The sequence below is a fragment of the Coraliomargarita parva genome, from assembly GCF_027257905.1.
Lineage (GTDB): Bacteria > Verrucomicrobiota > Verrucomicrobiia > Opitutales > Coraliomargaritaceae > Coraliomargarita_A > Coraliomargarita_A parva.
The window spans coordinates 201,578-225,031 of the sequence record NZ_JAPZEI010000003.1 but is presented as its reverse complement, the minus strand read 5'-3'; the positions used below and the strand labels follow the sequence as shown (position 1 = coordinate 225,031).

The 23,454-nt window shown below is 57.2% G+C and carries 20 protein-coding genes; 15 read left to right on the top strand and 5 right to left on the bottom strand.

The window, feature by feature from the left end; translation table 11 throughout:
• Positions 1–23 precede the first annotated feature (23 nt).
• The 13 genes from nifD (at position 24) to O2597_RS05360 (ending at position 16,480) form a co-directional block, all read left to right on the top strand.
• Complete coding sequence (gene nifD, locus O2597_RS05420) at positions 24–1,682, top strand: nitrogenase molybdenum-iron protein alpha chain (protein ID WP_269523186.1); 1,659 nt, start codon at positions 24–26, stop codon at positions 1,680–1,682.
• Between the two features lie 27 nt (positions 1,683–1,709).
• Positions 1,710–3,086: a nitrogenase molybdenum-iron protein subunit beta gene (gene nifK / locus O2597_RS05415; RefSeq protein WP_345783001.1), complete on the top strand. Its 1,377-nt coding sequence runs from the start codon at positions 1,710–1,712 to the stop codon at positions 3,084–3,086.
• Between the two features lie 205 nt (positions 3,087–3,291).
• The gene (locus O2597_RS05410; protein ID WP_269523182.1) at positions 3,292–3,777 is read left to right on the top strand and encodes a ferritin; all 486 of its coding nucleotides are present in this window, start codon (positions 3,292–3,294) and stop codon (positions 3,775–3,777) included.
• Between the two features lie 119 nt (positions 3,778–3,896).
• A complete protein-coding gene (gene nifE, locus O2597_RS05405) occupies positions 3,897–5,294 on the top strand; it encodes a nitrogenase iron-molybdenum cofactor biosynthesis protein NifE (protein WP_269523181.1) in 1,398 nt (465 codons plus the stop codon).
• A gap of 25 nt (positions 5,295–5,319) precedes the next feature.
• The gene (locus O2597_RS05400) at positions 5,320–6,726 is read left to right on the top strand and encodes a nitrogenase component 1 (protein WP_269523180.1); all 1,407 of its coding nucleotides are present in this window, start codon (positions 5,320–5,322) and stop codon (positions 6,724–6,726) included.
• Between the two features lie 35 nt (positions 6,727–6,761).
• Positions 6,762–8,084 (top strand): radical SAM protein, encoded by a 1,323-nt coding sequence (locus O2597_RS05395; RefSeq protein ID WP_269523179.1) that lies wholly within the window; start codon positions 6,762–6,764, stop codon positions 8,082–8,084.
• Between the two features lie 63 nt (positions 8,085–8,147).
• Positions 8,148–8,456 carry a (2Fe-2S) ferredoxin domain-containing protein gene (locus O2597_RS05390; protein WP_269523178.1) on the top strand — a complete coding sequence of 103 codons (309 nt, stop codon included), beginning with the start codon at positions 8,148–8,150 and terminating at the stop codon, positions 8,454–8,456.
• Positions 8,457–8,574: 118 nt separating this feature from the next.
• The gene (locus O2597_RS05385) at positions 8,575–9,708 is read left to right on the top strand and encodes a homocitrate synthase/isopropylmalate synthase family protein (protein ID WP_269523177.1); all 1,134 of its coding nucleotides are present in this window, start codon (positions 8,575–8,577) and stop codon (positions 9,706–9,708) included.
• A 3-nt stretch (positions 9,709–9,711) separates the two neighbouring features.
• The gene (locus O2597_RS05380; protein ID WP_269523176.1) at positions 9,712–10,254 is read left to right on the top strand and encodes a hypothetical protein; all 543 of its coding nucleotides are present in this window, start codon (positions 9,712–9,714) and stop codon (positions 10,252–10,254) included.
• Positions 10,255–10,303: 49 nt separating this feature from the next.
• Positions 10,304–10,762 (top strand): flavodoxin family protein, encoded by a 459-nt coding sequence (locus tag O2597_RS05375; RefSeq protein WP_269523175.1) that lies wholly within the window; start codon positions 10,304–10,306, stop codon positions 10,760–10,762.
• Positions 10,763–10,869: 107 nt separating this feature from the next.
• Positions 10,870–14,454: a pyruvate:ferredoxin (flavodoxin) oxidoreductase gene (gene nifJ / locus O2597_RS05370; RefSeq protein WP_269523174.1), complete on the top strand. Its 3,585-nt coding sequence runs from the start codon at positions 10,870–10,872 to the stop codon at positions 14,452–14,454.
• A 201-nt stretch (positions 14,455–14,655) separates the two neighbouring features.
• Positions 14,656–15,429 (top strand): NAD(+)--dinitrogen-reductase ADP-D-ribosyltransferase, encoded by a 774-nt coding sequence (locus O2597_RS05365; protein ID WP_269523173.1) that lies wholly within the window; start codon positions 14,656–14,658, stop codon positions 15,427–15,429.
• A gap of 109 nt (positions 15,430–15,538) precedes the next feature.
• A complete protein-coding gene (locus O2597_RS05360) occupies positions 15,539–16,480 on the top strand; it encodes an ADP-ribosylglycohydrolase family protein (protein WP_269523172.1) in 942 nt (313 codons plus the stop codon).
• A gap of 136 nt (positions 16,481–16,616) precedes the next feature.
• Here O2597_RS05360 and O2597_RS05355 read toward each other — a convergent pair whose 3' ends face one another.
• The 4 genes from O2597_RS05355 to dnaK form a co-directional block, all read right to left on the bottom strand.
• Entirely contained in the window at positions 16,617–17,267 is a 651-nt protein-coding gene (locus O2597_RS05355) for a hypothetical protein (protein ID WP_269523171.1), read from the bottom strand.
• A gap of 197 nt (positions 17,268–17,464) precedes the next feature.
• Positions 17,465–19,114 carry a chaperonin GroEL gene (gene groL / locus O2597_RS05350; protein ID WP_269523170.1) on the bottom strand — a complete coding sequence of 550 codons (1,650 nt, stop codon included), beginning with the start codon at positions 19,112–19,114 and terminating at the stop codon, positions 17,465–17,467.
• 43 nt (positions 19,115–19,157) lie between these two features.
• Positions 19,158–19,433: a co-chaperone GroES gene (locus tag O2597_RS05345; RefSeq protein WP_269523169.1), complete on the bottom strand. Its 276-nt coding sequence runs from the start codon at positions 19,431–19,433 to the stop codon at positions 19,158–19,160.
• Between the two features lie 95 nt (positions 19,434–19,528).
• The gene (gene dnaK, locus O2597_RS05340) at positions 19,529–21,478 is read right to left on the bottom strand and encodes a molecular chaperone DnaK (protein ID WP_269523168.1); all 1,950 of its coding nucleotides are present in this window, start codon (positions 21,476–21,478) and stop codon (positions 19,529–19,531) included.
• A gap of 232 nt (positions 21,479–21,710) precedes the next feature.
• Between dnaK and O2597_RS05335 the strand changes: the two genes are divergently transcribed.
• On the top strand, positions 21,711–21,998 hold the full coding sequence (locus tag O2597_RS05335; protein ID WP_269523167.1) for a helix-hairpin-helix domain-containing protein: 288 nt from the start codon (positions 21,711–21,713) through the stop codon (positions 21,996–21,998).
• 26 nt (positions 21,999–22,024) lie between these two features.
• A complete protein-coding gene (locus O2597_RS05330) occupies positions 22,025–22,705 on the top strand; it encodes an LON peptidase substrate-binding domain-containing protein (RefSeq protein WP_269523166.1) in 681 nt (226 codons plus the stop codon).
• On the opposite strand, the gene O2597_RS05325 is transcribed toward O2597_RS05330, so the two are convergent.
• Positions 22,702–23,436 carry a hypothetical protein gene (locus O2597_RS05325; protein ID WP_269523165.1) on the bottom strand — a complete coding sequence of 245 codons (735 nt, stop codon included), beginning with the start codon at positions 23,434–23,436 and terminating at the stop codon, positions 22,702–22,704. The genes O2597_RS05330 and O2597_RS05325 overlap by 4 nt on opposite strands.
• Positions 23,437–23,454 lie beyond the last annotated feature (18 nt).

Sequence of the window (23,454 nt, the reverse complement as noted above, 5' to 3'; positions counted from 1 at the left end):
CGAAAATTCAACTTTCTCGTATAATGTCCGAAGAAAACAAATCTGATTCGCCAATGGGCCCGAACGGTCCTAGCGCAGCGGAAGCCCGCGAGCAAATGCTCGAGGTCTATCCCAAGAAGACCATGCGGAAGCGCGGCAAGCAAATGCTTGTCAACTCCGACCCTGGCACACCTGCTGAAATCGGTGCGAATAGCCGCACTGTTCCCGGCATCATCACCCAACGCGGCTGCTCCTACGCTGGCTGTAAGGGTGTGGTGATCGGTCCGATCTACGACGTCCTCCACATCACTCACGGCCCGATCGGCTGTGGCTGGTATAGCTGGTTGTCCCGCCGTAACATGAACAAGATCCGCAAGGAAGGTGAAACCAATTACCTTCAATACAGCATGTCCACCGACATGCAGGAAGACCACATCGTCTTCGGCGGTGAGAAGCAACTCGAAGCTGCGATCCAAGAAGCTTACGACGAATTCAAGCCCAAGGCGATCTCGGTGTATGCCACCTGCCCGGTCGGTCTGATCGGTGACGACATCCACTCCGTCTGCCGCAAGATGAAGGAAAAGCTTGGCATCAACGTGTTCGGCTTCTCCTGCGAAGGCTACAAGGGTGTGTCCCAGTCCGCGGGTCACCACATCGCCAATAATGGTGTGTTCAAGCACATGATCGGTGTCGACGACACTCCGGTCGAAGCCAAATACAAGATCAACATCCTCGGTGAATACAACATCGGTGGTGACGCTTGGGAAATCGACCGTATCTTCGCCCGCTGCGGCATCAAGATCATCGGCACCCTTTCCGGTGGCGTCAGCTACGATGATATCACGAACTGCCACATGGCCGACCTCAACGTCGTCATGTGCCACCGCTCGATCAACTACATGGCCGAGATGATGGAAACCAAGTTCGGTATCCCCTGGTTCAAGGTCAACTTCATCGGACTCGAAGGCACGAAGAAGTCGCTCCGCAAGATCGCCCAATACTTCGGCGAAAAGGAACTGATTGACCGTGTTGAAGAAGTCATCGCCGCTGAAATGGCCGAGGTTCGCCCGGTTGTCGAAGATGTGAAGACCCGCACAACCGGCAAGACCGCTGCCCTCTTCGTGGGTGGTAGCCGCGCTCACCACTATCAAGACCTGTTCAATGATATGGGCATGAAGGTGATCGCCGCCGGTTACGAGTTCGCTCACCGCGACGACTACGAAGGCCGCGACGTTCTTCCGAACATCAAGATCGACGCCGACAGCCGTAACATCGAAGAAATCGAAGTCGAAGCCGATCCGGAGCGCTACAACATGAGCCATGCCGATCGCAAGAAGGCCCTCGAAGAGAGCGGATTCACCTTCAGCGACTACGAAGGCATGATGCGCCAAATGGCCAAGGACACACTGGTGATCGACGACATCTCCCACCACGAGTTGGAGAAACTGATCGAGCTCTACAAGCCCGACGTCATCGGTTCCGGCGTGAAGGACAAATACGTAATCGAAAAGATGGGCGTGCCTTGTAAGCAGCTCCACTCCTACGACTACGGTGGCCCATACGCCGGCTTCAAGGGTGCGATCAACTTCTTCAAGGAAATCGACCGCATGACTTCTTCCAAGATCTGGAAGCTGGCCCGCGCTCCCTGGCAGTCCGACGAAGACACCAGCGCAGAACCGGTCGCTGAAACAGCAACCGTTTAATCGAAAACCTTTAACTGGAGAACTCTTATAATGTTAGAAGGAACCACAGCAGAAATCCGCGAGCGCAAGGCACTCCGCATTAATCCGGCAAAAACTTGCCAACCGATCGGAGCCATGTATGCCGCACTCGGCATCAACAAGTGCATGCCGCACTCGCACGGTTCTCAAGGTTGCTGCGCCTATCACCGCAGCCACTTGACCCGCCACTACAAGGAACCCGTCGTTGCCACGACCAGCTCCTTCACCGAAGGTGCCTCCGTTTTCGGCGGCATGGCCAACCTCAAGACCGCACTCGACAACATTTTCTCGATCTATGATCCGGAAATCGTCGCCGTGCACACCACTTGCCTCTCTGAGGTGATCGGTGATGACATTCCGATGATCATCAAGAAGTCTGTTGAGGATGGCATCATCCCCGAAGGCAAGATGGTCATCCATGCCAACACACCGAGCTTCGTCGGCAGCCACATCACCGGATTCGCAAACCAATGCGAAGCATTCGTGAAGTATCTGTCCGAATCCACCGGTGAGACCAAGAATGTCATGAACCTCTTCCCGGGATGGGTGGAGCCGGCTGACATGCGTGAACTCAAGCGCCTGGCCTCCATGGTCGGTGTTGAATTCATCATGGCTCCGGATACTTCCGACGTGCTCGACAGCGCGATGGACGGCAAATACCAAATGTATCCGGACGGCGGCACCAAGATTGCCGATCTGAAGGCCATGGGTGACAGCTTCCTGACACTGGGTCTCGGACCGCTCGCCAGCACTCCGGCTGCCGTTCAACTCGAGAAGAAGTGCAAGGTCCCGAACAAGATCCTCGAGCTTCCGATCGGTGTGAGCGCAACTGACGCCTTCATCGACGCCCTTCGCCTGGCTGGTGACACCAGCGTGCCGAAGGAACTCGAACGTGAGCGCGGCCGCCTCGTCGATATGATCAGCGACATGTCGCAATACCTCCACAACAAGAAGGTAGCGATCTTCGGTGATCCGGATCACCTCACCAGCATGGTGAGCTTCCTCGTCGAAATCGGCATGACTCCGTCCATCATCGTCACCGGTACTCCCGGCAAGAAGTGGGAAGCAAAGATCAAGGAGATCTGCGCACCGGTCAACGAAGACGTCGAAGTGCACGCCTTCAGCGACATCCACTACCTCCACCAGTGGATCAAGGCCAACCCGGTCGACCTGCTCATGGGTAACACCTACGGCAAGTTTGTCGCCAAGACAGAGAAACTTCCCTTCGTCCGCTTCGGCTTCCCGATCATGGACCGCGTCGGCCACCGTGCCTTCCCGACTCTGGGATACACCGGTGCAATGCGCCTGGTCGAAAAGATCACCGATGCGTTCTTCGACAAGCGCGACCGCGAAGACGCCGACGAAAACATCGAACTCGTTCTCTGATTATTCTGGGAGGGGCGGCGTGCTGCAATCCGCCCCTCCCTTTAAATTTCAAACTGCAGTCTTTTGTTAGTCATATGTGTAATTCCCGGGGCCCGTGGCAGTCCGTTCAGCGTTCTAGTCGTGTCACGCCTCCATCAACATCCACGGGTTCCCGGGTCATACACAAACTCCTCGATACAAAACACACATTTTTCCGAACTATAGAATGAACGCTTCCTTACAAGCCGCACTCACTGATCAAGCCAACCACGAGCTTTTCGCCGCACACTCCTACCGCGCCATGGCCATCTGGTGCGCCGCCGAGGACTTTGCCGGCTTCGCCGAATTCTTCAACAAGCAAGCTGAAGAGGAACTGGAACACGCCGACAAGTTCATCGAACACATGCTCGACCGCGGCATTGCACCGGCACTGAGCGGGATGGACGCACCGAAGACCGAATTCAAGGGTTTGGTGGAAATCGCCGAGTACGCCGAGATCCTCGAACGCCGCAATTCGGAAAACATCAACCAGTGCTACGACATCGCACTCGAGATCAAGGATTTCGCAAGCCAACCCATGTTGCTCAAGTTCATCGACGAACAAGTCGAGGAAGAAGCCTGGGCCGCCAAGATGATCACGCTCTGCAAGCGGGCCGAATGTCCCGGCGGCATCTACAACCTGGACCGGCACATTATTAAGGAACTCGGATAAGCCTTTTTCATCAATCACCCCGGCAACCGAGCCGGGGTGATTTTGAAAAGGAAGCCCGACAACAATTTAAATCCAAACATCACGCCTACCCCGTAACCACCGAACACTACCAAACAAGAATGAATACAGTCACTACAGGCGATGCCATCACGGTTCTAACCGACCGCAACGATCAAGTCTGGACCAAGGGATCCGGCAAGGAGTTCGTATGCGATCGCAAAAGCACCGCCGGTTCCGTGACACAACGCGCATGTGCCTTCTGCGGCTCGCGCGTTGTCTTGTATCCGATCGCCGACGCCCTGCACATCGTACACGGCCCGATCGGGTGTGCGGTGTACAACTGGGACATCCGCGGGGCCCTCTCCTCCGGCCCCCAACTCCACCGTAACAGTTTCTCCACCGACCTGGCTGAAAAGGAAGTCATCTTCGGCGGCGAAAAGAAGCTCAAGGCCTCCCTCATCGAGCTGATCAATTTCTACAAGCCCAAGGCCGCCTTCGTTTATTCGACCTGCATCGTCGGCCTGATCGGCGACGACGTCGAGGCGATCTGCAAATCCGTGACCAAGGAAACCGGCATCGACTGCATCCCGGTCGACTCCCCCGGGTTCAAGGGTACCAAAAAGAGCGGCTACCAAGCCGCCTGCGAAGCCGCCTACAAACTGGTCGGCACCGGCAGTACCGAAGGCATCCAGAAGCACAGCATCAACCTGCTCGGCGAATTCAACATCGCCGGCGAAGCCTGGATGATCCGCAAGTATTTCGAGCGCATCGGCGTGCAAGTCGTCTCCACCATCACGGGTGACGGCCGTGTCGACGACCTGCGCCGCTGCCATGGCGCGTCGCTGAACCTGGTGCAGTGCTCCGGTTCGATGACGCACCTCTCCAAGTTGCTTCAAGACAACCACGGCATCCCCATGAAGCGCGTCTCTTTCTTCGGCTTCGAGGACACCGCGCAAGCACTCTACGAAACCGCCGAGTTCTTCGGGGATCCGGAGATGATGGAAAAGGCCCAGAACGTGGTACGCGAGGAAATCGAGAAATACGCACCGCGCATCAAGGCCTACAAGAAGCAGCTCAAGGGCAAGAAAGCCGCACTTTATGTGGGTGGCGCCTTCAAGGCCTTCTCACTGGTCCTCGCCCTCCGCGCACTGGGCATGAAGACGGTCCTCGCCGGCACGCAAACCGGCAACGCCGAAGACTACGAGCAGCTCAAGGAAATCTGCGATCCCGGCACCGTGATCGTGGACGACTCCAATCCGCTCGAACTGGCCAAGTTCATCCTGGAAAAGGATGTCGATCTCTTCATCGGAGGCGTCAAGGAACGCCCCATCGCCTACAAGCTCGGCGTCGCCTTCTGCGACCACAACCACGAGCGGAAGATCCCGCTGGCCGGCTTCGAAGGCATGCTCCACTTCGCCGACGAAGTCGCGAAGAGCGCGCTCAGCCCCGTATGGAAATTTGCTCCCCGTCGTTCACACCCCCTACGCCCAACTCTACCAGAAACGGACACGCACTAACCAAGCAAAGGAAAGACGACACGACATGACGACTGGAACCTGCAACGATATCACAACCGCTGACGGAGCACCGACCGAGGGTCCGCTTCCCAGCGCCGCCACCCGGAACGCCTGCAAGCTCTGCGCTCCACTTGGTGCGGCCATGGTTTTCAAAGGCATCCGCGGCTGCCTCCCCTTCCTGCACGGCAGCCAAGGCTGTGCGACCTACATTCGCCGCTACATGATCAGCCACTTCCGTGAGCCGGTCGACATCGCTTCCTCCAGCTTCAGCGAAGACGACGCAATCTTCGGCGGCTCCCGCAACTTTGAACTGGGGATCGAAAACGTCATCAGCCAATACCAGCCGGAACTGATCGGCGTGGCCACCACCTGTCTCTCCGAGACGATCGGTGAAAACATGATCGGCATGATCAAGACCTACAAGGACACGCACGCATCCGACGGTCCGCCCATGGTGCACGTATCGACTCCGGCCTACAGTGGCACCCACAGCGACGGCTACTACGCCACCATCCGTGAAGTCGTAAAGCAATTTGCCAAACCATCCAAAGGACGCCTGAGCCACCGCGTCAACATCCTTCCGGCCATGATGTCCTGCGCGGATCTTCGCCATCTGCGCGAACTTTGCGGGCTCTACGGACTCAGCGCTGTGTTGGTCCCCGACTACAACGCCACACTCGAAGGCGGCAGTTGGGACGCCTACCACCGCATCTCTCCCGGAGGCACTTCCCTCGATGAAATCGAGGAAATGGGCGCATCGGCCGCCACCATCGAGATCGGGCATTCCCAGGCCAATGCCAAGGAAACCGGAGGCAGCTATCTGGAAAAGGAATGCGGCGTCACCCGCCACGCCCTGGGCTGGCCCCTGGGGATCCGCCTGAGCGACCAATTTTTCACCTCGCTGTCTGAAATCTCCGGCCAGGAAATGCCGGAATGCCTGCAGGAGGAACGTTCCCGCCTGGTCGATGCCTACGTCGACGCCCACAAGTATGTTTCGGGCAAGACCGCAGCCATCTACGGCGAACCGGACTTCGTGATCGGCATGGCCGCCTTCCTCAGCGAGATCGGCATCCGTCCGGTTGTCTGCGCCACCGGATCCAAGGTCAAGGGCTGGTCCGAATTGCTGGCCAGCGAGATCGAAGGCGGCATGGCAGATATCGAAGCCATCTCCGGTGCCGACCACGCAAAACTTTCCGCACGAGCCCGTGAGTTGAAGCCGGACCTAGTCATCGGCTCCAGCAAAGGCTACCCCCTCGCGCGGGAACTCGGTGTTCCGATTGTGCGCACCGGATTCCCCATCCACGACCGGATCGGGGGCCAGCGCCAACTCAACATCGGTTACCGCGGCACGCAGGAGCTCTTCGACCGTGTGGTCAACGCACTCCTCGAGGCAAAACAAGAGTATTCCGATACCGGATACAGCTACCTGTAAAACAACACAACTTTAACACGAACTGGAAAATTAAAATGAGCACTGAACCGAACAACGCAGAAGAAATTTCACCGGACAACATCAACCTGGAGAACCATCCTTGCTTCAACAAGGAAGCATGCTCCACCTACGGCCGCATCCACCTGCCGGTCGCACCGAAGTGCAACATCCAATGCAACTACTGCAACCGCGACTTCGACTGCGTCAATGAAAGCCGGCCCGGCGTGACTTCCACCGTCCTCTCCCCCGGACAAGCACTCGCCTACCTGGAAAAGATCATGGAGAAGCGCGACGACATCGCCGTCGTCGGTATCGCCGGCCCGGGCGATCCTTTCGCCAACGCGGAAGCCACCATGGAAACCTTCCGCCTCGTCCGCGAAGCTTTCCCGAAGATGATCCTTTGCCTTTCCACCAACGGTCTGGGCCTCACGGAAGACTACGTCAAGGAGCTCGCCGAACTCAAGGTCAGCCACGTGACTATCACAATGAACGGCACTGATCCGGAAATCGCCGGCAAGGTCTACGCCTGGGCCCGCGACAACACTCGGATCTACCGTGGCACACAAGCCGGCGAGATCATGATCGAAAAGCAACTGCAAGCGATCAAGTGGATCAAGCAATATGGGATGATTGCCAAGGTGAACTCCATCATCGTCCCCGGGATCAATGACGAGCACCTGAAGGTAGTTGCCAAGACAGTTTCCGAACTCGGTGCCGACATCATGAACTGCATCCCCCTCCTTCCGACCAAGGACACCGCCTTCGAGCACCTGCCGGAACCGGATGCCAAGATGCGTTTCGCCCTTCGTCTGAAGTGCGGCGAGTACATGAACCAAATGACGCACTGCGCACGCTGCCGTGCCGATGCCATCGGCAAGCTTTCCGAGCCGATGAGCGAGGACATCCACGAGCTCATCCAAAGCTGCTCGCGCCTCCCGATCAACCCGAAGCAAAACCGCCCCTACGTGGCCGTCGCCACCCGCGAAGGCATGCTGGTCAACCAACACCTCGGTGAAGCACGCGAGTTTGCGATCTTCGGCATCGATCCGGAAGACGAGGAAGAATTCGTCCAAGTCGAAACCCGTCCGGCTCCGGAACCGGGTGGCCGTGAAAACCGCTGGGAAGCGCTGGCTGGCAGCCTGAAGGATTGCCGCGCAATCATCGTCAACGCTGCCGGTAGCACACCCAAGCAAGCACTAACCAAGGAAGGCATCCAAGTCGTCGAAATGGAAGGCATGATCGACATGGGACTGACCCATATCTTCCACGGCCAAGAACTGCCGCCCACACTGAAGCGCCAGTTCAAGTCCTGCGGCGCAGGCGTGTCCTGCGGCGGTGACGGCACCGGCTGCGGTTGATCCACCCGTATCTCGTATCTCGTATCTCGTATCTCGTATAATTTATCTCAAACAAGCTATAAAATGAACAAACCAGAACACCACCTATTCATCTGCGGAAGCGCACGTGCCACCGGCGAACTCAAAGGCGTTTGCTGCAACAAGGACTCCGTTGCACTTCTTTCCTACACACAGGGCGAAATCCAGGACCGCATGCTCAACGGCGTCGAAGTCTCCATGACCGGCTGCCTGAACATGTGCACCCGCGGCCCCGTCGTCATCGACTATCCGGCCGGCAACTTCTACGAGAAGGCAAACGAAGCTCTCATCGACGAGATCCTCGACGCCATCGAAGACGGCGAAGTCTGCGAAACCAACCTGATCAAGGACTAAAAGGAATCACACATCAGTTGGGAGGGCGACTGTCCCCAGTCGCTTCGAGAATCCAAAAGATCTAGAAACGAAAGGCGGTTGAGGACAACCGCCCTCCCACACTGAACCTCCAAAAAACATGAAAGCAACCAAGCCATATCTGATCGACACCACGCTGCGTGATGGTGAACAGGCTGCCGGCGTTGTTTTCGCTTTGTCAGAAAAGCTCGGCATCGCCCGAGACCTCGCCGCACTGGGCATCCCCGAGCTCGAAGTCGGCATCCCCGCCATGGGCGCCAGTGAGGTGGCCCATATCCGCGCCATCGCAGCCTCCAACCTCCCCTGCAAGATCCTCACCTGGGGACGCGCCAGCCAATCCGACCTCCGCGCGGCCATCGCCACCGGCGCACACGGATTTCACTTTTCCCTGCCCGCCAGCGCCCTTCACCAACGCATTTGGAAAAAGGACGAGTCGTGGGTGTTCGACACCATGCGTTCGCTCTCGGGCTACGCGAAGGATCATTTTGAATATTTCAGCATCGGGGCACAGGATGCCTCGCGTGCAGACGCAGATTTCCTCAAACGTTTCACCGAAACCGCCGAATCCTGCGGAGCCAAACGTGTCCGCTTTGCGGATACAACCGGGCGCCTGAACCCACTCAGCACCTTCAAGTCAATCGAGTCCCTGCGGGCCTGCACCGACATCGAGATCGAATTTCACGGGCATAACGACCTGGGCATGGCCACCGCCAATACGGTGGCCGCCATTCTGGCCGGTGCCGACTGCGCCAGCGTCACGGTCAACGGACTCGGTGAACGTGCCGGCAACGCACCTCTCGAGGAAGTCGCCACAGCGCTCGCCTGTTCCGCCTCGATTGACCTCGGACTGGACATCACCCGCTTCGCCATGCTCAGCGATCTGGTTGCCCGCGCCTCCGGACGTCGCCTGAAATGGGACAAGCCGGTAACCGGCCCCGGCAGTTTTACCCACGAGTCCGGCATTCATTGCAGCGGACTCATGGAAGACCGGAGCAGCTATGAGGTGCTTTCCCCCGAACAGGTCGGCATCCAGCGTCCGGACTACATGATCGGGCGCCACAGCAGCAGTAAGGCACTGCTGGCGGCCGCACAAAACATGGGCCGTCCGCTCAGCAAGGAACAGGCGGAACACGTACTGCCGGCCATACGTCAATTCGCAACCGACAAGGGCCGTGCCCTCACTCCCTCGGAGCTGACACGCCTCTTCGACACAATCACCCTCAACAAGGAATAAGCCATGGCATTCTGGTTATACACGAAGACGGACAAGCACTTCACCCGCAAGGAAATCGTCAAGTTCACCGGTGCCAACGGACTGTTCGCCCGGTTTCTCCAAGAGCACAAGAACGCGGACGCACCCTTCCGCTGGGAATTGAAAAGCGCAGATATCATCCGTCTGATCAATCCCAGCCTAAACCCGGCCCGTCATGAAATACTCATCGACATGCTGCCGGAAGCCTTCGTTGAGGTCAGCCTCTACCGGATCACCTCCATCCAGGGTGTCTCGCAGTACGACGAATCCGACATCGTCATGGCCTGTAAGCTTCTGCACCAAGGCAGTTCAAGCGAGCCGGCCGGTAGCTTCAAAAAAGCATTCCGGATCCAGCAACACGAAAGCGAACGCCAAATGGTGGAAGCTTTCCGCCTGACCGGAGGAGTGGGCCAGGGAACTTACCTCTGGGGCAAACCCAAAATGGACATCGGCGCAGCCATCTGCCCCGGATCCAAGAAAGCAGGCATAAAGGATTCCCACACCCCGGCCGAAGCGCTCAGCGCATAATTTTTATTCACCTAAAATAGAAAATCACACGACAAATAAGGAGCCAAATATGAAACTAACAGTTCTCTACGGAACCGAAACCGGAAATTGCCGCGGCCTTGCGGAAAAAGTCGCCAAAAAAGGCGAAAAAAACGGCGTTGAGGTCGACACCATCGATCTTGCCGAATACAGCATGGCTCAGCTCGAGACTTTGGACAACCCGTTCCTGGTCATCATCTCCACATGGGATGACGGCATGCCGCCGCCGAAGTGTGTGGCTTTCTGTGACGAACTGGCTGCCAGCAGCGCCGACCTTTCCGGCAAGCAATTTGCCGTGCTCGCCATGGGCGACACCGACTATCCGCTCTTCTGTGAATGCGGCAAGAAAGTCGACGCCAAGCTCGCCGAACTGGGTGCCACTCCCGTAATGGCCCGCACCGACCTGGGAGCCGACTTCATGGTCAGCTACATCGGTTTCTCCAAGAACTTCTGGAAGACCATGGCTGGCGTTTACGGCGTCGCCAAATAAGCGGACGCCACAGACCGCGATAAAATCCCCTCCTCTCTGAGGAGGGGTGACCCGTCTGCGGGTCGGGGTGGTCCCCCATTAATTTTCACCTTTCACAACCCAATCCAATGGTTACAACCACAGAACATAAGCGAATCACACGTGACGCCAACGAAGCCGTTGCCAACGTCGCATACCGGATGAGCGAGCTCATCTCGATTTATCCAATCACTCCATCGACTTCCATGGCCGAACTCTGCGACGAGTGGGCTGCAGCCGGTAAAACAAATCTTTGGGGTGAAATTCCCCGCGTCATGCAGCTGCAAAGTGAAGGTGGTGCCGCCGGCACGCTTCACGGCACAGCGATGGGCGGTAGCTTGAGCACGACTTTCACAGCGTCTCAAGGTCTGCTCCTGATGATTCCGATCCTTTACAAGCTGGCCGGCGAGTTGACCCCTTCGGTCTTCCACGTTTCGGCCCGTGCGATCGCCACGAACTCGCTCTCCATTTTCGGGGACCACAGTGACGTGATGGCCTGCCGTCAAACCGGTGTCGCCATGCTCGCGTCCAACTCCGTGCAGGAAGCCCAGGACATGGCTGCCATCGCCCACGCGGCGAGCTTGGCATCGCGCCTGCCCTTCATGCACTTCTTCGACGGTTTCCGCACCTCGCACGAAATCAATTCGCTGAATGAACTGCCGAACTCCGTCATCGACAGCCTTTTGGATCCGGAATCCCTTGCCGCATTCTACGATCGCGCACTGTCTCCGGACAATCCGACCATTCGTGGCACCGCTCAAAACCCGGACACCTACTTCCAAACCCGTGAAGCCGTCAACAGCTTCGTTAAGGCGACGCCCGCCATCGTCGAGGATTTGATGAAGAAGTTCGGCGAGCTGACCGGCCGCGAGTACAAGCTCTTCGAATACTACGGTCACCCGGAAGCTGAGCAGGTCATCGTCATGATGGGCTCCGGCGTGGAAACAGCCGCACATACCGCCGAATACCTGAATGCCACCTCCGACACGAAGTACGGCGTTGTCGCGGTTCGTCTCTATCGTCCGTTCTTCCCGCGTGCCTTCAATGAGGTGCTGCCCAAGACCGTCAAGTCTGTCGCCGTGCTCGACCGCACGAAGGAGCCGGGCTCGATCGGTGAACCGCTCTACCTCGACGTCTCCCTCGCCCTGCGCAAGGTAACCCGTTGCCCGAATGGTTGCCGTGACGTCGATCCGTATGTCGTCGGCGGCCGCTATGGTATCGGTTCGAAGGAGTTCACGCCGGCAATGGCCAAGGCGGTCTTCGACAACCTGCTCGAGGAAACACCGAAGGATCACTTCACCGTCGGTATCCGCGACGATGTCACCGATCTCTCGCTGGATTACGATCCGTCCTTCACCGTAAAGAGCGAAGGCGCCAAAGCTGCAATGTTCTTTGGTCTCGGTTCGGACGGCACCGTCGGCGCCAACAAGAACACCATTAAGATCATCGGCGGCAGCACGGAGCTCTACTCGCAAGCCTACTTCGTTTACGACTCCAAGAAGTCGGGCGGCTTGACCACTTCCCACCTCCGCTTCGGGAAAAATCCGATCAAAGCCCCCTACCTCATCGATGAGGCTGGCTTCATCGGTTGCCACCAGCCGCAGTTCCTCGGCCGTGTTGAAATGCTCGAGTCCCTGGCTGAAGGCGGCACATTCCTGCTCAACTGCTCATGGTCCAAGGAAGAAGCCTGGAACCATCTGCCTCGTGAAGTACAGGACGCACTGATCGAAAAGAAGGCCAACTTCTATGTGATCGACGCCTACAAGGTTGCCGCCGAGGTCCACATGGGCCGTCGGATCAACACCATCATGCAGGTCTGCTTCTTTGCGCTTGCCGATGTGATCCCGACCAACGATGCGATCAAGGAAATCAAGAAGGCCATCGAAAAGACCTACGGCCGCAAGGGCCCGAAGATCGTTGAGATGAACTGTGCCGCGGTTGACGCCGCTCTCGCCTATCTCGAACGTGTCGAAGTACCGGCCGAAGCCACCGCCAAGGCCGTTCCGGTCGAATGGGTGCCGGAAGATGCACCGGACTTCGTCAAGAAGGTCACCGCACATCTGCTTGCCGGTCAAGGTGAGCTGCTGCCGGTCAGCGCCTTCCCGGTTGACGGGGTCTGGCCCACCGCCACTTCCCAGTTCGAAAAGCGCTCCATCGCCACGGAAATCCCCGTATGGAATTCCGAAAGCTGCACTCAGTGTAACAAGTGCGCGATGTTCTGCCCGCACGCCGCCATCCGCCCTGCCGTTTACAGCAAGGACGCGCTCGACGTGGCCCCGGCCAACTTCCCGTTTGCCGACTATAAGGGTCCGAACAGCGATGGCAAAGTCTTCACCCTTCAAGTCTATCCGGAAGACTGCACAGGCTGCAACGCCTGCGTGGAGCTCTGCCCGGCCAAGGACGCGGAAGGCAAGAAGGCGATCGAGATGAGCCCGCTGGAAACCATCCTGGAACAAGAAAAGAAGCACCTGAAGTTCTTCGAGTCCCTGCCCAAGGTGAAAATCGAGACGGAAAAGCTCAGCGCCAAGACCCTGCCGCTGCGCCAGCCGCTCTTTGAGTTCTCCGGCGCCTGCTCGGGTTGCACGCAGACACCTTATGTCCGCAGCCTGACACAGCTCTTCGGCGACCGTCTCCTCGTTGCCAATGCCACCGGCTGTTCCTCCATCTACGGGGGCAACCTGCCGACCACTCCGTATTGCACAAACGAATACGGCAAGGGACCGGCTTGGGCGAACTCGCTCTTCGAAGACAACGCCGAATTCGGTCTCGGATTGCACCTCTCCTCGCAACGCCGCACGGCAGTCGCCCGTCAAATGGTCGAAGCCTGCCGCGAAGCGCTCGGTGCCGATCTCGCCGATTCCCTGCTCGCCGTTGATGGCAATATCAATGAAGGCGACCTGCGCGGACTGATCGTCAATGCCAAGACCCGCCTCGAAGGCAACACCACGCTGGAAGCCACGCGCCTGCTGCAAAACATCGACTATCTCCGCCCGAAGACCACATGGATCCTCGGTGGTGACGGCTGGGCCTACGACATCGGCTTCGGTGGCCTCGACCACGTGCTCGCCAGCGGTGAGAACGTCAATGTCCTGGTCCTCGACACCGAAGTGTACTCCAACACCGGCGGTCAGGCCAGCAAGTCCACACCGACCGGCGCCATGGCCAAGTTTGCCGCCGCGGGCAAGAGTATCCCGAAGAAGGACCTCGGACAAATCGCCATGAGCTACGGCGGCATCTATGTCGCCCAGATCGCGCTTGGAGCGAACGAGCAGCAAGCCATCGAGGTGATCCGCGAAGCGGAAAGCTATGACGGCCCCTCGCTCATCCTCGCCTACGGTCCCTGCCTCGCACACGGCATCGACCTCGCGCTCGGACCGAACCGTCAAAAGGATGCGGTGGCCAGCGGCTACTGGCCGATCTACCGCTACGATCCGCGCAACCAAGGTACGGGCATCCCGGCCTTCCGCCTCGAATCCTTCGAACCGTCCATGCCCGTCGCCGACTTCATGCGTAAGGAAAACCGCTTCCGCGCGCTGGAACGCAGCAATCCGGACCGTGCCGGCGCCCTCTTCGAGGCCGCGCAGGAACAAGTGGACCAACGCTGGAGCAAACTCGAAAAGCTCGCCGCCGCCGGCCTCGAAGACGAGGACGACGATGACGACGGTTGGGGTTGATCCGCTGACACCGGCATTTGGACTGGTGGATTTCGAATAATATATTCGCGGTTCACCAGTCCGATCCATTGAATGACTCATGTGGCTCCTCCCCTCCAAGGGAGGAGTCACATTTATTCCGAATCCACGACTCGACATTCACCATTCCCCTGCCCCGTGCCTCCGACTCAAGAACGTCCAGGAATTCCAGAAGGTATCCACATGAACCTGTGCGACCTCCCCGCATGGGTGATCGCCTCCTGCGACTTCAACGCGAACCCGATCGCACTGCACCTCGCGGGCGTCCGGCGCTCGAACAAACACTTCTTTGAAAAGCTGGCGCAGCAGGAAGACCCCAAGGAACGCGGGCGCATCTTTCACGAGTACCTCGATGTTAAATTCGCACTCCACCAATGGTCGGAATATACAGGCAAGGCCCGCAGCAGCCTGCGCAACAGCTATGTGCGTTTCCTCCATGGTTGGGGCGTGGACAGCAACAGTATCGAAGGCGCGGTGATGAAAAGCTGGGTTCAAAGCCGGTTCGGCGTCCTGCCGACCTATCACAAATCGATCCTCAAGCACCAGGATGGCGAGGAAGACGCACGCTTTGCCAGCGACCGGATGAAAGGCAGCGCACGCACCAACGCCATCTTCTCGCAACTCGACCTCATGTATGAATTTTGCCAGTACGAGCTCAACCGGCGCTGGCCCGAAAAGTCCTGTTTGACGCTCTACCGGGGAACCTACGATCCTGAGGAACACTTCGTCCAGAAAGTCGAAGACAAGCGCCAAAGCATCGTACGCCTCAACAACCTGGTCTCCTTCACCTGCAACCGTGAAAATGCCTGGGAGTTCGGCTCCACCGTCTGGCAAGCCACGGTCGCCGCCTCCAAGATCGTCTTTTTCAGCGGCCTGCTGCCCAACAGCATCCTCAACGGTGAAGACGAATACCTCGTCATCGGTGGCGATTACCTCGTAAAGGAGCTACTTTATTGATGAAAGCCAATAAACAGGTAGCGGCGCGTGTCCCCACGCGCCACCGAGACGGACTGACAACTACGATTGGCGCGTAGGGACACGCGCCGCTACCAAAATCCAATTCCTAATGCTCGCCACAGAAGTCATGCCTGCCGAAAAATCCCATACCGACCGCGTCCGAGACGGGATGTTTGGCTTACTGGTCGGTGACGCCTGCGGCGTGCCCTATGAGTTCCGGCACCCTTCGGAGCTGCCGCCTTTCGAGCAGCTTGGCATGTACCCGCCAAAGGGCTTTTTCCGCACCTACATGCATGTGCCGCTGGGGACCTGGTCGGATGACGGGGCACAAGCGCTCTGCCTCTACGTCTCGCTCAAACTCTGCGGCATGTACCACGCCTACGACTTCACCGACCGCTTAATCAAGTGGCATGACCGTGGTTACATGGCGGTGGACAACTATGTCTTCGATATCGGCAACCAGACAGCCACCGCCATCGCCAAGCTGAAGCAAGGCATGACCACCCGCTACGCGGGCCTGCGGGGTGACCGCAATAATGGCAACGGCTCGCTCATGCGCTGCCTGCCGCTTGCCCTCATGCATGGGGGCAAGGATGTCGCCCTCGTCTCGGAAGCCCACGCCCAGTCTCAAGTCACCCACGCCCATCTCCGCTCCCAGGTCTGCTGCGCACTTTACTGCCTGTGGGCCCGGCGCGAGTTGGAGGGACATGCAAATGCCTGGGAAAGTGCCGTCACCACGCTTCGGGACATCTACCAGAAAGACCCGGCATACCTTCACGAGCTCGAATCCCATGTCCGTCCCGACGAGCCGCCTCACGGCACCGGTAGCGGTTACGTACTGGATACGCTGCATTCCGCCCGCCTTGCCTGCGAGGCCGACAGCTACGAAAACATCGTCAAGACCGCGATTTCGCTGGGCTATGACACCGACACCACCGCCTGTGTCGCCGGCGGCATCGCCGGCATACGGCACGGCATGGAATCCATCCCCAGCCACTGGCTCAGTGGGCTCCGCGGCAAGGATATGCTAGAGGCAATCGGCTTGTTGTAAGCCTTAAGATCATCGCTTACGAGCCTCGAGGGGCAACGAGACGTGCATAAACTCTCGAAACCCCAGCCAGTATACGGGGCTTCGCTAGCAAAACCCCGCTTTGATTCATTCTTGCCGATACGTCAGAGCAAAGGAATCAAGGCCACAAGTGTAAGCCAGAATTTGTGATGTCCCGTATGATCCTTTGGAGATCAGGGCTGAGACCGACACAAAAGCCCATAAAGAAGGCAGCTGCAATAAACAGCAGAAAGCCGCGCCAGATTCGCGACCAGTTCATAACAATGAAAGCGAGTTGAAACACACCGCCAACGGCCCTCAAATGAGAGGGATCCACTCCTGCAATAACGCAGGTAAACAGAATCAGCGGTAAGATAATTAGACCTGTAACGATCCAAACGACACCGGATTGAAAGAACCGGACGAGCAGTGTTAACGCCGCGAAGAGATAGGTAAGGGTAAAAACCAATTCCCACCAGCAGATGATGGCCGTTATCGTGGTTATATTATGTAGCAACCCACGTGCGACCCAGGGCAAAATCCATCGACCGTCATCGATAAAAAGGCAGAGGCTCCCCACCATGCCAGCGCAGAAAGCGCAAAGCAGGCTATTGAATTCCAGAGAATGGGAATACAGCCAGAGCAAAAAGCCACCGGATTCATTGTTCTCCCTTGCACTTCGGGCAGAGGAAGGCGAGGCACTCTGCAGATAGTCATAGACTGAAATCGGGGCGTCGACCTTCTTGGCGCAAGTCTCGCCGGGAACTCTCCTCTTTCCTGCTGAACTCATGTAATCTATATTTATCAGTATCCAAGCGAACAATCCGCTCAGCTATTTGGCGTTATTCAAACAGGTTGAATCATCCATTCTACTGATCGTAAACATCAATCATCTAAATATCGCACAAAAAAAGCCCTCCGGAATCCGGAGGGCTTTGTGTGAATTGGAATCTGTGATGCGTGTGAACGGACGGTAATCCGGATGGATTACATCATGCCGCCCATGCCCCCCATACCGCCCATGCCGCCCATGTCAGGCATGCCTGCGCCGCCCTTTTCTTCGGGCTCGTCGGTGATCATGCACTCGGTGGTGAGGAGCAGACCGGCAACCGAGCAGGCGTTTTGCAGCGCGGTGCGGGTCACCTTGGCGGGGTCAACGACACCGGCAGCGATGAGGTCAACGTATTCGCCGGTCGCGACGTTGTAACCGTTGCCGGCCTTGGCCTTGAGGACTTCGGCGACAACGAGGGAACCTTCCACACCGGCGTTGGTGCAAAGTTGGCGAAGCGGGGCTTCGATCGCGCGGCGAACGATGGCCACACCCAGGGCTTCGTCACCTTCGAGGCCTTCAGTCGAGGCTTCGATTGCCTTGGCAGCGCGGAGCAGGGCCACACCACCGCCCGGAAGAATACCTTCTTCAACGGCAGCACGGGTTGCGTGCAATGCGTCGTCGACGCGGTCCTTCTTTTCCTTCATTTCCGGCTCGGTTTGCGCGCCGACATTGATGACGGCCACACCACCGGCGATCTTGGCAAGACGCTCCTGGAGCTTCTCACGATCATAGTCGGAAGTGGTTTCATCGATTTGGCGACGGATCAACTTCACGCGGCCTTGGATGTCGGAACTCTTACCAGCGCCTTCGACGATGGTGGTGTTTTCCTTGTCCACGGTGATGCGCTTGGCCTTACCAAGGTCGCTGAGCTGAACGTTCTCGAGCTTGATGCCGAGGTCTTCAGTGATGCAACGGCCACCGGTGAGCACAGCGATGTCCTCAAGCATAGCCTTGCGGCGGTCACCGAAGCCGGGAGCCTTGACGGCGGCCACGTTCAGCGTGCCACGGAGCTTGTTGACCACAAGTGCAGCCAGTGCTTCACCTTCGACGTCTTCGGCGATGATGAGGAGCGGCTTGTTGGTCTTGGCAACGTTTTGAAGCAGCGGAAGGATTTCGTTGAGGCTGCTGATCTTCTTTTCGTGGATCAGGATGTGTGCGTCTTCGAATTGAACTTCCTGCGCTTCGGCATCGGTGCAGAAATACGGGCTGAGGTAGCCCTTGTCGAACTGCATACCTTCGACCACGTCGAGGGATGTTTCGATGGACTTGGCTTCTTCGACAGTGATGGTGCCGTCCTTGCCCACGCGGTCCATAGCCTCGGCGATGATTTCACCGATTTCTGTGTCCCAGTTGGCGGAAACGGTAGCGACCTGACGGATTTCTTCGCGGTCCTTCACCTTCTTGCTTTGCTTCGCGAAAGCAGCGGTTGCAGCCACAACAGCCTTGTCGATACCACGCTTGAGGTAGATCGGGTTGGCACCGGCAGCCACGTTCTTGATACCTTCGCGGTAGATCGCTTCAGCCAGGACGGTTGCAGTGGTTGTGCCGTCACCGGCGGAGTCTGCAGTCTTGGAAGCCACTTCGCGCACCATTTGTGCGCCCATGTTTTCGTAAGGATCGGAAAGATCGATTTCCTTGGCAACGGTCACACCGTCCTTGGTCACGGTCGGAGCACCGAACTTCTTGTCGAGGAGCACGTTGCGGCCCTTCGGTCCAAGGGTCACCTTGACAGCCTTGGCAAGTGTTTCCACACCTGTGAGGATCTTTTTACGGGCTGCTTCGTCGAATAGAATTTGCTTAGCCATATTAGTTATTCGTTTTCTTTGTTATTAAGATGCGGGTTAAACCTTAAGCGATGACGCCGAGGATGCTGTCTTCGTCGATGAGGATGAACTCGACCCCCTCGACCTTGACCGGAGTACCGCCGTATTGCGGAAGCAGCACCTTGTCGCCGACCTTCACGAAGAAAGGAACGTCGTCCTTCTTGCCAGTGCCAAGCGCAACAACTTCAGCTTCCTGCGACTTTTCCTTGGCGGAATCCGGAATGATGATGCCGCCACGGACTTGTTCGTCTTCTTCAATGCGCTTCACGAGAACGCGTTCACCGAGTGGTTTGATTTTCATATGATGTGTTATGGTTTAGTTGGAGATCTATTGTATTGATATATGTGTATACAAATGCCGCGCGTACCGGTTCCGGCACACGCGGCGTTGAAAACTTACTTCTTGTCGTCGTCGACCACTTCGAAGTCGGCATCGACAGCGTCGTCGTCGGCTTTCTTCGCGCCTTCGGCGGCACCAGCCTGAGCACCGGCAGCGGCGGCGCCCATGTCGGGACCTGCACCTTCGGCACCGGCCTGGCCGTACAGATCCTGAGCGAAGGACTGCATGATGTTCATGATCTTTTCCTTCGGAGCCTTCAGGGACTCGGCATCGGCTTCCTGGTTTTCCAGTACCGCCTTGGCTTCGGCAATGGCGCCTTCCAATTCGGTCTTCTTGTCTGCCGGAATCTTGTCGCCCAGTTCGCCGATTTGCTTCTCGGACTGGTAGACGATGTTGTCGAGCTCGTTGCGGGCTTCGACGCGCGCCTTGAGGGCTTCGTCTTCCGCAGCGTGGGCCTCGGCCTCGCGCTTGAGATTTTCGACCTCATCCTTGTCCAGACCGGAAGAACCGGTGATGGTGATGTGCTGTTCCTTGCCCGTGCCTTGGTCCTTGGCACTGACGTTGAGGATACCATTGGCGTCGATATCGAAGGTCACCTCGATTTGCGGGACACCGCGCGGTGCGGTCGGGATACCGTCGAGACGGAAGTTGCCCAGAACCTTGTTGTCCTTGGCCATGGGCCGCTCCCCCTGGAGCACCTTGATGTCCACCGCAGTCTGGTTGTCCGCGTAGGTGGAGAAAGTCTGGCTCTTCTTGGTCGGGATCGTGGTGTTACGCTCGATCATCGGAGTCGCCACGCCACCGGCGGTTTCAATGGCAAGAGTCAGCGGAGTGACGTCAAGCAGTAGCACGTCACGGACATCGCCTTGCAGCACCCCACCCTGGATGGCGGCACCGATTGCAACCACTTCATCCGGGTTCACGCCTTGGTGCGGCGCCTTACCTGTCAATTCCTTGGCAATCTCAACCACCTTGGGGGCACGTGTCATACCACCGACAAGGACGAGTTCCTTGATCTCGGAAGCGCTGTGACCGGAGTCGGACAAGCAGGACTTGAACGGGTTGACCGTACGCTGGTAAAGACCGTCACAGATTTGTTCCAGCTTGGAACGGGAAAGCGAGATATTCAAGTGCTTCGGACCAGTGGCATCGGCCGTAATGAACGGCAGGTTGATGTCGGTGCTTTGGGTCGAAGACAGGGCGATCTTGGCCTTTTCCGCCTCTTCCTTGAGACGCTGAAGCGCCATCTTGTCGTTGCGAAGGTCGATACCGTCGGACTTCTTGAATTCCTCGATCAGGTAGTCGATCAAGGCACTGTCCCAGTTGTCACCACCAAGGTGCGTGTCACCATTGGTAGCCTTCACCTCGAAGACACCGTCACCGATTTCAAGAATGGAGATGTCGAAGGTGCCCCCACCCAAGTCGTACACGGCGATCACTTCGTCATTGCCCTTTTCGAGACCATAAGCCAGCGCCGCAGCGGTCGGCTCGTTGATGATACGCTTCACCTCAAGACCGGCGATTTGACCGGCATCCTTGGTGGCCTGACGCTGGGCGTCATTAAAATAAGCCGGCACGGTAATGACGGCTTCAGTCACCTTTTCCCCCAAGTAGGCTTCCGCATCGGACTTGAGCTTCTGCAGCACCATGGCGGAGATTTGCTCCGGTGCAAACTTCTCAGTCTTGCCCTTCACTTCACACTCGATGTAAGCGTCGCCGTTCTTGCCCTCGACCACCTTGTACGGCAGGCTCTGGGCTTCCTCCTCCACTTCGGAGAACTTGCGGCCAATAAAGCGCTTTGCAGAGAAAATCGTGTTTTGAGGATTGGTCACAGCCTGGCGCTTCGCAGCCTGACCAACCAGACGCTCGCCATTTTTGGCAAATGCCACAATGGACGGCGTGGTGCGTGCACCTTCCGAGTTCGGGATCACAACCGGCTCGCCGCCTTCCATCACGGACATGCAGGAGTTGGTTGTGCCAAGATCGATTCCAATAATTTTACCCATGCCACCTATTTAGCACTCTAGATGCCATGCCCCATAAATATATTTAAGTTCCTATACAACAGTAAGTTACAACACGCCCAAAAGCACATAGCCCCAAAATAGCGCCAAAAATCAGGCCAGATTGTCACACTTTGTGTCACAGTTATAATGACATGACGCAGCCAATTGGCACACTTGCCCCGTTTTGTGAAATGCGATTTGCCAAGTGGAGCCAGTTGGCTTGCATGAAGTCATGTTTTTCCCGGAGAAGAAAAAAAAGAAGGTCGATTACGAAGCACTGAACTCCTCGCTCATGCGGATACCGCGCATGGATGTCGCCGCCGCACGCAGCTTGATCGACCTCGGGATCCGGGAGATCTATGAATTACAGGGCCGGGCTCCCGAAGTCCTGATGGAGGAAGCCAAACGCAAAAATCCCGGCACACCGGACGACCGGATCCGTTTTTTCCGCTTGGCGGTGTACTATGCGGAAAATCCCGAGCATGAGGCATCGAAATTGCATCCGGATGCCTGGAACTAAAGAGTCCAAGATTGCGCCCAGCCAAGATGAACCAGGAAATCGAGATCCCCAGAGAGGTCCCTGTGATGACACTGCGCAGCACTGTGCTTTTTCCGCAAGCGATCCTGCCGCTTTACATCTTCGAGGAGCGCTACCGTACGATGCTGAACGAAGTCCTCGCCGGTGACCGTATCTTTGCTGTCGCGTCTCTGGATGAAAGCCGCAATGACAGCCCCGGGATGGAAACACCCCATAAAGTTGCCGGCATCGGCATTGTCCGTGCCTGCAAAACGAATGAAGACGGAACTTCCAATCTCATCCTGCAAGGTCTGGCCCGGGTCGAATTTGAAAGTATCGTGAGTGAAAGTCCGTTCCGACGCGCACGCATCCATCAACTCTGCAGCCAACGGGACGGACCGGAGGACAGCTTGTCGCTGATTTCCGAAGAAATTCTGCGTATTATCGAAACGCAGATACGCCTGGGCGCGGAGATTCCCCGGGAAGTCGTCAGTTTCCTAGCCAATGTCCAGGACCCGGAAGCGATGCTGGACCTGGCGATCTCGACCCTCTGCGCATCCGGCGAACTGAAACAAAGACTTCTGGAAACGGGAAACGTCGCGGCCCGTCACCGCCTGTTCGTCGACTATATGCGCAAGCTGACGGCCAAAATCAAGCTGGACCAAAAACTCAAAGGCGACCTGGACGAAGGCGACCTGTACAACAACTAGCCGCGGGGCTTCTCAAAGAAGAAGCTCAATAGTCCGACATTTACTTCCACCTGCTCCAGACGGATAAGGCACACCGTTTCGCCCCCCATCCGGTTCTCGATCTCGAAAGCGAAAGGATAGCCGTCAACCAGGCGATAATCACGATAGTAGGTCTCCATCGTGGAAGTACCGTCCTTGTACAGGATCGCCTTCTTTTGCAGGTAGAACTGCGTATCATCGAGATAGAAAAGCATATCGGGGGCTTGCTCCTGAACCACCCGTATAACATAGCAAAGCTTCTCTCCGACCCGTTCCGTCCCTTCAAGAGAGACCGTATATTCGGGCTTATCGAGGAAGTTAAACAGCGGACTGTCGAAAGTGGCTTCATCCTTCAAGCGCCGCGTCTGCTCCGGCGACAGGTCCTTCACCTCAACCGTATCACCTGTAGCAATACGCAACCATCCGGACACACCGTTGTAGCCCGCCGTCATTAGATCATCTCCGGAACGCAACTGGTAGCGTATAGAGGACGGCCGCTTCTTGTGGACAATAATCGATTGCGTCTGCTCTCCCTGTATTTGCACGCCTTCGGCTTGCACGGATTCGATGGACCGGGCCTCCAGGTTACCACCATAAGCTTCTGTATAGCCCATTAGAATACGGTTGAGTACACGCGTATCCGACTGCCCGAAGCATTGGCACACCAGAACAACCGGCAAGAGCAAGGCAGACAATGCATAACGGAAAGGCATGGAACAGGCGCTAACCTG